Source organism: Kitasatospora sp. NPDC001683, assembly GCF_053596495.1.
This window is the reverse complement of record NZ_JBSFGK010000169.1, coordinates 1-9,477: the sequence shown is the minus strand read 5'-3', so window position 1 is coordinate 9,477 and position 9,477 is coordinate 1. Positions and strand designations below refer to the sequence as shown.

Genomic DNA, 9,477 nt, shown 5'->3' with positions numbered 1-9,477 from the left:
CGCAGCAGGAGCAGGGCGGCCAGTGCCTGCTCGGGGCCGGTTCGGGCGGTGGGCGTGGACGTCGCCCCGGTGTCCTGCGCGGTGCGGACGGCCTCCTCCATGGCGGCGAGCGCCGCGACGGCGGCCAGGAAGGACGCCGGACCCCTCGGCGTTCCGCCGCCGGCGGCGGATGCTTCGGGCCACTCTCTCATCAGTGTCACTCCTTTGGTGACGGCAGGATTTGTCATCGGATGCATGACATGGTAGAACGGTTTCAGGTGAAGCGCACTGGCACCCATCGATCAGTGGAGGTGTTTCGCGATGCTGATGCGCACCGACCCGTTCCGCGAGCTGGACCGGCTGACCCAGCAGCTCTTCGGCACGACCGGTACCTGGTCGCGGCCGACCCCGATGCCGCTGGACGCCTACCGCGCCGGCGACGAGTACGTGATCTGCTTCGATCTGCCCGGCGTGGACCCGAACGCGATCGACATCGATGTCGAGCGGAACACGCTGACCGTCAAGGCCGAACGCCGTCCCCGCCACGAGGGCGAGGACGTGAAGTGGGAGCTGTCCGAGCGCCCGCTCGGCGTCTTCTCTCGGCAGGTCATGCTCTCCGACACGCTCGACCCCGAGGGGATCACCGCCGACTACGACGCCGGCGTACTGACCCTGAAGATCCCCGTCGCCGAGAAGGCCAAGCCCCGCAAGATCGCCATCGGCCACAGCGGAAACCGCAAGGAGATCAAGGCCTGACCACGTCCCTGCGCCGTTCCGCGCCGCCCGCACCCCCCGAGCGGGCGGCGCGGAACACGTCCATGTCGGAGGTGACGTTCATGGACTGCTCGGGCCTGAGCGTCCTCGTCCAGGCCCGCAACCAGGCCGACCAGCGCGGCGGGCGGCGCGTCCGGCAAGGGGCCGGCAGGCCCGTGGCCAGGCTGCTCAAGCTCACCGGCCTCCACCGTCGCTTGGCCGCCGGATTCTGATCGGCCCCCGCACGCCCACCCCGGCCGGCCCGGCAGACCCGGTTCCGCCTTCATGTGGGCACGCTGCTGGTGGAGACCGGATTCCTCGCGATCTTCCTCGGCAATGCGGACGTCGCCCCGCCGGTCCTGGTGCGGTGGCCCGCTCGTCCACGAGCCCTGGCACTTCGGCCGTGTGGCGAGACCGAGGAGACCACGAGCTGACGGGAACATCGGTCGCTCAGGGCCCTCCAGGCCCCGGGTGACAACCGCATCAGGTCGCCGACAAGCCCGGCCCGTGGTGCCGGGCCTGGTCCAGGTCGGCTTCGAGTTCCTCAACTCGGGCCTGGAGCTCGAGTACCCGGCGCGCGCCTTCGAGAGTGAGGCCCTCGCTGATCAGCTTCATCAGGGCGGCGACACGGTTGATCTCCCGGCGCGAGTACCTCCGCTGGCCGCCCGCCGAGCGGATGGGCACCACCGCGCCCAGCTCGTCCAGTCGCCGCAGGAAAGCGACCTGGACGTGCAGCATGGCGGCGACCTGCCCCACTGTGTACAGTGCGGCATCCGCGTCATCAATGGGCAGCTCCACCACCGCGACCTCACCTCGCCGCTCGCTGAAACCTCACTTCCACGTTACAGATTTCCTCCAGCCACGGCCTCGACTCACTCTTCTTCTGCGCAGGAGCTGCGTGGCGCGGGCGGGGGCGGTACGGAGCTTGGTGAGGATCCGCCAGGTCTTGAGGGGGCGAAGCCGTGTTCGACGGGGGCGCGGCCGACGGCGAGGACTCGGTTGGTGGTCTTCTCGCCGGGGGTGAGCTTGTGAGTGCGGCCGGCGTGGAAGCCGGTGACGATCACGAGGTCGCGTACGTCGTCGTCCAGGCCGCGGAAGCCGAGGTCCGCCAACGCCCCGAGTGCTGAATCAGCTTCACGGGATGCCATCGGCAGTGCCTGAAGGCAGCCGTCTCCTGGGCTCGCCCCTCGTTTTCGCATCCCTTTGGCGGCCCCGTCACACAGGGCGGACAGTGGAACCAGGGCACCAGGGAAGCGAGATGATCATGGACCGTTATCCGCCCATCGCCGACCATGGTCTCGTCGGAGACCTGCAGACCGCTGCTCTGGTGTCGTCCCAGGGGGTCGTCGACTGGTTCACGGCTCCGCGGTTCGACTCGCCAAGCGTCTTCGCTGCTCTGCTCGACCATGACCGCGGTGGCTACTTCCTGTTCGCGCCGGAGAGCCGGAACGTCACCTGCAAGCAGCTCTACTACCCGGACAGCGCAGTCCTGGTCACGCGGTTCATGTCGCCGGACGGGGTCGGTGAGGTCTTCGACTGCATGCCACCGGATCGCACCGGCACTCCCACTGACAGGCACGTGCTGCTACGCGGCGTGCGGGCGGTACGTGGCACGGTGCACTTCACTTTGGAGTGCCGTCCACGCTTCGACTACGGCCGTGCCACCCACCATCTCGACCTGCAGGACAGTACGGCCACGTTCCGGGCACCGAACGTCACCGCCCATCTGCAGAGCACCTTCCCCCTGCAGCAGGACGGCAACGACGTGCGGGCGGCGGTGACCCTGAGCCCAGGTGAGGTGGCTGCGGCGGTGTTCACCGTCGGTGGTCCCGGTGGTGACCCTCCGCCGCCGGTCACCCCAGGCGGGGCGATGGAGCGGTTCTGGGACGTCGTGGACTTCTGGCAGCGCTGGGTGCGCCGCTCCGACTACCGCGGCCGGTGGCCGAGCATGGTGCATCGCTCGGCCATCACGCTCAAGCTGCTCACCTACGCACCCACAGGCGCTCCTGTCGCCGCGGCCACCATGGGGCTGCCCGAGCAGATCGGGGGTGAACGCAACTGGGACTACCGCTACACCTGGGTCCGCGACGGCTCCCTGTCCGTGCGTGCCCTGCTCGACCTGGGGTTCGACGAGGAGGCGGCGCAGTTCACGCGCTGGTTGGGAGACCGACTCCAGGCCCACGAAGGCGCCGACGGCGAGCCGCTGCAGATCATGTACCGCGTCGACGGGGACCCTGAGCTGCCGGAAGAGGTTCTCTCGCACTTCGAGGGCTACCGGGGTTCGTATCCGGTGCGGCTGGGGAACGCGGCGGCTGATCAGCTGCAGCTCGACATCTACGGGGAGGCGCTCTATGCATTGTCGGAGGGGCGTGAGGTCGCCAGGGAAGGCAGCTACCACGGCTGGAAGAACGTCGCGCGGACGCTGGACTGGCTCGCCGGTTCCTGGGACCGCCCCGACGAGGGCGTCTGGGAGACCCGTGGCGGGCGCCGGGACTTCACCTTCAGCCGGGTGATGTCGTGGGTGGCCCTCGACCGGGGGTTGCGCCTGGCGAGGGAGCACAGCCGTCCTGCCGACGCCCCTCGGTGGACCGCGGCTCGCGACGCGATCCTGGAGCAGGTGATGGAGCGGGGCTGGAACGATAAGGAGCAGGCGCTCGTCCAGCACTACGGAAGCGATGTCCTCGACGCTTCGCTGCTGCTCATCCCGCGTGTCGGGTTCCTGGCGCCCAGGACGGTGAGCTGGCTGTCGACCCTGGACGCGATGGAGCGCAGGCTGGTGTCGGACAGCCTCGTCTACCGCTACGACCCTGCGGCCTCCCCGGACGGGCTGCGGGGCTCCGAAGGCACCTTCAGTCTCTGCACCTTCCTCTATGTCGACGCTCTTGCCCGCGCCGGGCGGATTCGTCCGGCGCGCTACGCCTTCGAGAAGATGCAGACCTACGCCAACCACGTCGGCCTGTTCGCCGAGGAGATCGGTCCCAGTGGCGAGCAGTTGGGCAACTTCCCGCAGGCTTTCACGCATCTGTCGCTGATCATGGCCGCCACCACCCTGGACGATGCCCTCGATCAGCAGCGTGACTGAGAGTCAGCCAGGGTCCCGCCTGTCGGCGTACAGCGGTTCAGCCGCCGGTGGCGAAGCCGGGGAAGAGGGTCATGCCACCGTCCACGTAGAGGGTGGTGCCCACCACGTAGTCCATGAGGTCCGAGGCGAGGCCGACGACCGCGTGGGCGATGTCCTCGGGATCGCCGACACGCCCGTAGGGAATCAGCTGCAACAGGTCCTTCTCCGCGTCGGGAGTGTCCCAGGCGTCGCGGTTGATGGGCGTCCTGATGGCTCCCGGCGCAATCGCGTTGACCCTGATCCGGTGGGGCGCGAGCTCCTGGGCGAGTGTCGCCATCATCATCTGCACGCCGCCCTTGGAGGCCGCGTAGTTGACGTGGCCGGCCCAGGGGATGAGCTGGTGCACCGAGCTCATGCAGATGATCTTCCCGGCGGCTCGCGACACCTCGGGGACAACCCCCCGCCTGAGGAATTCCTTGGTCGCCTCCCGAGCGCACAGGAACTGGCCGGTGAGGTTGACGTCCAGCACCTTCTGCCACTGGGCCGTCGTCATCTCGGTGAACGGAGCGTCGCGCTGCAGTCCGGCGTTGGCCACGAGGATGTCGATGGTCCCGAACTCCTGAACCATTCGTGCGATCATCGCGGTGACCTGGTCTTCCTGGGACACATCGGCCTCGTACGCCGCCGCCCGCACTCCGAACCCGGAGATCTCCTCGATCACCTGCTCGGCCTCCTCACGCCCGGCGACGTAGTTCACGACCACGTCGGCTCCGGCGCGCCCCAGGCCGATGGCCGTCGCCCTGCCGATGCCCGAGTTCGCGCCGGTGACCAGTGCCTTCTGGCCTTTGAGTAGCTGCGCGGGAATGACGCCCTGCGGGGCTCCCTGAGTCACGCTCACGCCGGTTCTCCTCCTCGTCGGGCTGACCGCAGGACCCATGTGAGTCCTATGACCCCTGTCGACACCGAACCATCCGAAAGTCCAGGCCACATCCCGGGTGCGGGCTGATTGCGCCGATCGGCCGAACACGGCCGGCCCTCGACACGGACATCGGCGCCGACCGGCAAGGCAGCCCAGTCCCGGCGTGCGGGCGATATGCGCACGGGATAGGCTGACCGACACGAAGGTCATGATCTCTGGGCGGTTCTACCCGCCGGTCGTCTCGTAGGCGACAACCAGATTCTTTCTGCGGCGACCCGACGGGCGCGGCACGCACCCTCGCAGTCCGCGGAGGTGGGCAACGGCCGAGTCCCTTTCTCCTCAGCCTTGCGGCGCCTTGCGCGCCGAAATGGCGCCGGCTCCCGGGCCCGCAGCTTGCAGCCCCTGTGGAGGTCGGGATGCGAGTTGTCGTTGATCTTTCCCGATGCGAAGGGTACGCGCAGTGCGCCTTCCTGGCTCCGGACGCGTTCCGGATGCACGGCGAGGAAGCACTGATGTACGACCCGAACCCCGACGACGCCCGACGCGACCAGGTGCTGCGCGCCGCGGCGGCCTGCCCCGTCCAGGCGATCCTGGTCGACCAGCTGGAGGGACGGGACGCACCGGCGGAGGCGTCGCCGTCATGACCAGCGCCGAGAACCTGCAAGCCTTCAAGCGCGAGGGCCGCATCGTGGTCGTCGGGGCGTCCCTGGCGGGACTGCGGGCAGCGGAGGCGCTGCGCGGCGAGGGTTTCACCGGATCGCTGACCATGATCGGCGACGAGATGGGCGAGCCCTACGACCGGCCTCCCCTCTCCAAGCAGGTACTGACCGGGTGGGTGCCGGCCGAGAACACCAAGCTGCCGCGCCGCCGCGAGATCGATGCGCAGTGGCTGCTGGGCGTGCCCGCCAGCGGACTGGACCTGGCCGGCAACCACGTGCGTCTCGCGGACGGACGCGAGGTTCCCTTCGACCGGGTGCTGATCTCCACCGGGGTCCGGGCCCGGCCGTGGTTCGTCGAGAGCGAGGCGGCTCTGGACGGGGTCTTCGTCGTGCGTACGCGCGAACACGCCGAGGCTCTCCGGCGAGCACTCGCCGCCGGGCCCTCACGCGTACTGGTCATCGGTGCGGGATTCACCGGCTCCGAGATCGCCTCCGTCTGCCGCGAACGGGAGATCCCGGTAACCGTCGCCGAACTCGCGCCGGCGCCGCTGGTCGGAGCGCTCGGCGCCATGATCGGTGACGTCGCCGCGGACATGCAGCGCGCTCACGGCGTGGACCTGCGCTGCGGTGTCAAGGTCACCCGGCTGGAGGGCGACGCGCAGGGGCGCCTGCGCCGCGCGCACTTCGACGACGGCAGCACGATCGACACCGACGTGGCGGTCGTGGCACTCGGGGGCATTCGCAACACCGAGTGGCTGCAGGGCTCGGGGCTGGCCGCAGGGGTCTGGGGCATTGCCTGCGACACGGGCTGCCGCGCCCTCGACCTCAACGGCCTGATCACGGACGACGTCTTCGTCGCCGGAGACGTGGCACGCTGCCCGAACCCGATCTACGAGTACCGGCTCATCTCGCTGGAGCACTGGGCCAACGCCGTGGAGCAGGCCGAGGTCGCGGCGCACAACATGGTCAGCGGCCAGGCGGACCGCTGGCCCCACCTGTCCATCCCGCTGTTCTGGTCGATCCAGTTCGGGGTCAACATCAAGTCCGTCGGCGTGCCGACCTTCGCCGACGAGGTGGTCGTCACCCAGGGATCGGTGCCCGACCGCCGCTTCGTCGCCGCATACGGCTATCGGGGCCGTGTCACCGCGGCAGTGAGCTTCAACAACGCGAAGTGGCTGGACCACTACCGGCAACTGATCGAGACGGCCGCACCCTTCCCCCCGCCCTGCCCCACCCCCGACCAGCCCGCCGACATGAAACCGGTGCCCGTCGACTTCCCCGGCCCCACTCTGCTCGCCCAGGGCGCCACCGTGGTCGTCACCGGCCACGACCCGAGCGAGCGCCGCGTCACGGCCGCGCACCAGCACCGCTAGGAGGGAAAGCGAGATGACCACGACCGAGACGCCCGACACGCTGCGCCGGATCCTCGACTACTCCTCCCGGGCCGACCCGTACCCGCTGTACGCCGAGCTGCGCAAGACACCCGTGGCCCGGCAGGAGGACGGCAGCTACGTCATCAGTACCTACCGCGAGATCACCGACATCCTGCACGACCCGCACCTGAGCTCGGACATCCGCAACCTCTCGCATCCGACGGCCGGAGCCGAAGAGCAGACCACCCCGGCGTTCATCAACCTCGACCCGCCCGAGCACGACCGCCTGCGGCGCATGGCGATGCGCCACTTCGGCCCCCCGCACACCCCGGGACTGGTGACCGGCATGGAACCCGCCCTGAGCAGCATCGTCGGCGGCCTGATCGACGACTTCGCGGGCAAGGAACAGATCGACCTCGTCGACGACTTCGCCTACCCGTTCCCCGTCACCGTGATCTGCCACCTGCTCGGCGTACCACGCGAGGACGAACCGAGGTTCCACCTGTGGGTCAACGACATCATCGACTCGATCGACTACAACCCCAAGACCGACCCGAAGGAAAAACTCGACAACGGCATACAGGCCCGCAAAGACCTGCGCCAGTACATCGGCGGCCTGGTCGAACAACGACACGGCAGGCCGGGTGACGACCTGTTGTCACGGCTGGCCAACGACGACGGGCCCGACGGGCGGATGACCGACGAGGAAATCGTCGCCACCGCCAACCTGCTGCTCATCGCCGGCCACGAGACCACCGTCAACCTCATCACCAACGGCATGCTGACGCTGCTGCGCCACCCGCAGGTGTTGCAGCGGCTGCGCGAACAACCGGACCTGGTCGTGCCACTGACGGAGGAACTGCTGCGGTACGAGCCGCCCGTCCACATCATTCCCTGGCGGGCGGCGTACAGCGACATCACCGTCGCCGACACCGTGATCCCCAAAGGCTCCCGGATCATGCTGATGCTGGCGTCGGGCAGCCGCGATCCGAACCGCTTCCACGATCCGGACCGCTTCGACCCCGATCGGCGTGACAACCAGCACCTGGGATTCGGCAGCGGTATCCACCTGTGCTTCGGCGGCCCATTGGCCCGGCGGGAGACCCAGATCGCGCTGACCGAGCTGGTGCGCCGCGTCGACCGCCCCAGGCTGGTCGCCGACCCGCCACAGTACCGGCGCAGCCCCGTTCTTCGCGGCCCGATCCATCTGCACATCGAGCAGAACGGCAATTAGCACCACAGCCGGGACTTTCCCAGGGGACCGTGTCAGGCGGCCGCGAGGATGCTGATGCCGTCCCCCAGGAGCTTGAGGCCGAGCACGAAGAACAGGACGGCCATGACGGCGACGTTGTGCCGCGCCGCCCAGTCCCGCCAGCTGCCGAGGATGCCTTCGGCACGTTCACCCATGGCCAGGTAGACGGCGAGTGGCGCAAGCACGCCGAGTGAGGCGATCACCACGAAGATCGCGAGCGTTCCGATCTGCTGGGGTACGGGGAGTCCGGCAGAGCTGATCGAGGCGCCCGCGGCGATGGCCAGGGGCGCGTTCTTGAGGTTGGCCGCCGAGAACAACAGACCCAAGCCGACGATCTTGATGGGACTGAAACGGTCGATCGCCGCCATCCACTTCGGCAGTTGCGTCTCGGAGGCGTCCTTGGGGCGGTGCCGCCACTGACGGGCGCCGAAGAGGACGAGGAGTGCGCCCAGGGCCAGTTTGAGCGCTCCGACCCAGGTGGCCGGATGCTTGTGGGTCGAGGCTCCGCCCGTGCCACCGACAGCCAGCATGATCGCGCCGACCGCGGAGAGCCCCAAGACCCAGGCGAGGACGAACAGCAGTCCGTTGAGGCGTCCCCTCGGGGTGGCCAGAACGAGGATGAGCGCCACGATCGGCAGTGGGCTGACCGCGATACCCGCGGCCAGGCCCAGCACGTCACCGACAGCGTGTCCCACCGCGGCCTCCCAAAGACGGACGTTCGGGAGCGGACCGCCCCGTGTCAGTGGTTCGAAGCTGACGTGCCGCCCCTGATAGGGGCGGAGCACTCTGTGCCATCGTGGGCGTCTCCTGGCTCGGCAGCCACTGACCGCTGGCGAACGGGTGACCATACGCGGCCGTCAATCGCCTCGCATCGCGCCCCGGCCTCGGCTGTTCCATGCGGAAGCGGCAACTTCTGCGTGTGGACGGACGCCAACTTCACGGGCCTGAAGATCGAGCACTCCGGCGACGACCACTGGTGGGAGGGCGACATGTTCAAGCACGACTCGTCCTGGGCCAACCGGGGCATTTCGGGCCCGGGGGTGAAGGGCCACGTGAAGGTGTACGAACGACGCGAACTGCTCGGCCGCGCCACCATCTGCCTCGCCCCCGGGCAGGAGGTCGGCACTCCCGGATCGGCATCTCCCGTTGAGGCGGGTGGCATGCGCGAGACAAGAATGTCCAGCAAGCGGGCGGCCTCCCGCCTCTTCCGCCTGACCACTGTCCTGGTGCTGATTGCGTCCGCGCTGTTGTCCGTCGCCGGCCCGGCCTGCGCGGCCGCCCCCGTGGACCCGCTCCTCGGTCCCCTTCGTCCCGGCCTCGGCCCTGGCCCGGCGCTGGCCCCTGGGTTCTGGTTCCTGGGTTGTGGCTGGGGGGCGGGGTTGTGTGCCGTGAGTTGTGAGTCCGGGGTTTGTTCGTGTGCTTGGTCGGTTTCGGGTTGGTGGGGTGGTTTCCTGTGGGTGCTGTTCGATGGCGTCATGGGG

Annotated in this window: 11 protein-coding genes and 1 pseudogene; 7 read left to right on the top strand and 5 right to left on the bottom strand. The window is 68.9% G+C overall.

Annotated features, from left to right (window positions below):
• Positions 1–191: pseudogene (locus ACWCYO_RS39355) on the bottom strand (type III effector protein); the annotation flags it as partial.
• A gap of 109 nt (positions 192–300) precedes the next feature.
• Between ACWCYO_RS39355 and ACWCYO_RS39350 the strand changes: the two are divergent.
• Entirely contained in the window at positions 301–735 is a 435-nt protein-coding gene (locus ACWCYO_RS39350; protein WP_270139584.1) for an Hsp20/alpha crystallin family protein, read from the top strand.
• 62 nt (positions 736–797) lie between these two features.
• Positions 798–965, top strand: a complete 168-nt coding sequence (locus ACWCYO_RS39345) for an STAS domain-containing protein (RefSeq protein WP_270139582.1) — start codon at positions 798–800, stop codon at positions 963–965.
• A gap of 250 nt (positions 966–1,215) precedes the next feature.
• Here ACWCYO_RS39345 and ACWCYO_RS39340 read toward each other — a convergent pair whose 3' ends face one another.
• The gene (locus ACWCYO_RS39340; protein WP_449786889.1) at positions 1,216–1,533 is read right to left on the bottom strand and encodes a helix-turn-helix domain-containing protein; all 318 of its coding nucleotides are present in this window, start codon (positions 1,531–1,533) and stop codon (positions 1,216–1,218) included.
• Between the two features lie 71 nt (positions 1,534–1,604).
• Entirely contained in the window at positions 1,605–1,880 is a 276-nt protein-coding gene (locus ACWCYO_RS39335; protein WP_449786888.1) for a hypothetical protein, read from the bottom strand.
• 116 nt (positions 1,881–1,996) lie between these two features.
• On the opposite strand from ACWCYO_RS39335, the gene ACWCYO_RS39330 reads away from it, so the two are divergent.
• Positions 1,997–3,814 (top strand): glycoside hydrolase family 15 protein, encoded by a 1,818-nt coding sequence (locus ACWCYO_RS39330; RefSeq protein WP_449786890.1) that lies wholly within the window; start codon positions 1,997–1,999, stop codon positions 3,812–3,814.
• Positions 3,815–3,851: 37 nt separating this feature from the next.
• Here ACWCYO_RS39330 and ACWCYO_RS39325 read toward each other — a convergent pair whose 3' ends face one another.
• A complete protein-coding gene (locus ACWCYO_RS39325; protein ID WP_449786887.1) occupies positions 3,852–4,691 on the bottom strand; it encodes an SDR family oxidoreductase in 840 nt (279 codons plus the stop codon).
• A 437-nt stretch (positions 4,692–5,128) separates the two neighbouring features.
• Between ACWCYO_RS39325 and ACWCYO_RS39320 the strand changes: the two genes are divergently transcribed.
• Genes ACWCYO_RS39320 through ACWCYO_RS39310 form a run of 3 tightly spaced genes read left to right on the top strand, consistent with a single transcriptional unit; the run spans position 5,129 to position 7,978 of the window.
• Positions 5,129–5,356 (top strand): ferredoxin, encoded by a 228-nt coding sequence (locus tag ACWCYO_RS39320; RefSeq protein ID WP_270139574.1) that lies wholly within the window; start codon positions 5,129–5,131, stop codon positions 5,354–5,356.
• Positions 5,353–6,744 (top strand): NAD(P)/FAD-dependent oxidoreductase, encoded by a 1,392-nt coding sequence (locus tag ACWCYO_RS39315; RefSeq protein WP_449786886.1) that lies wholly within the window; start codon positions 5,353–5,355, stop codon positions 6,742–6,744. The genes ACWCYO_RS39320 and ACWCYO_RS39315 overlap by 4 nt, the downstream gene beginning before the upstream one ends.
• 13 nt (positions 6,745–6,757) lie before the next feature.
• Positions 6,758–7,978, top strand: coding sequence for a cytochrome P450 (locus tag ACWCYO_RS39310; RefSeq protein WP_449786885.1), 1,221 nt, complete (start codon positions 6,758–6,760; stop codon positions 7,976–7,978).
• Between the two features lie 32 nt (positions 7,979–8,010).
• Here the strand turns inward: ACWCYO_RS39310 and ACWCYO_RS39305 are convergent, their stop codons facing one another.
• Positions 8,011–8,670, bottom strand: a complete 660-nt coding sequence (locus ACWCYO_RS39305) for a GAP family protein (protein ID WP_270139568.1) — start codon at positions 8,668–8,670, stop codon at positions 8,011–8,013.
• Between the two features lie 12 nt (positions 8,671–8,682).
• On the opposite strand from ACWCYO_RS39305, the gene ACWCYO_RS39300 reads away from it, so the two are divergent.
• Positions 8,683–9,477: peptidase inhibitor family I36 protein (locus ACWCYO_RS39300; protein ID WP_449786884.1), on the top strand; the 795-nt coding region annotated here is incomplete at its 3' end.

Bases quoted from the DNA above. Each gene is read 5' to 3' on its own strand.
- ACWCYO_RS39330 (WP_449786890.1), top strand. From the start codon at position 1,997: ATGGACCGTTATCCGCCCATCGCCGACCATGGTCTCGTCGGAGACCTG.
- ACWCYO_RS39345 (WP_270139582.1), top strand. From the start codon at position 798: ATGTCGGAGGTGACGTTCATGGACTGCTCGGGCCTGAGCGTCCTCGTC.
- ACWCYO_RS39335 (WP_449786888.1), bottom strand. From the start codon at position 1,880: ATGGCATCCCGTGAAGCTGATTCAGCACTCGGGGCGTTGGCGGACCTC.
- ACWCYO_RS39315 (WP_449786886.1), top strand. From the start codon at position 5,353: ATGACCAGCGCCGAGAACCTGCAAGCCTTCAAGCGCGAGGGCCGCATC.
- ACWCYO_RS39320 (WP_270139574.1), top strand. From the start codon at position 5,129: ATGCGAGTTGTCGTTGATCTTTCCCGATGCGAAGGGTACGCGCAGTGC.
- ACWCYO_RS39310 (WP_449786885.1), top strand. From the start codon at position 6,758: ATGACCACGACCGAGACGCCCGACACGCTGCGCCGGATCCTCGACTAC.
- ACWCYO_RS39350 (WP_270139584.1), top strand. From the start codon at position 301: ATGCTGATGCGCACCGACCCGTTCCGCGAGCTGGACCGGCTGACCCAG.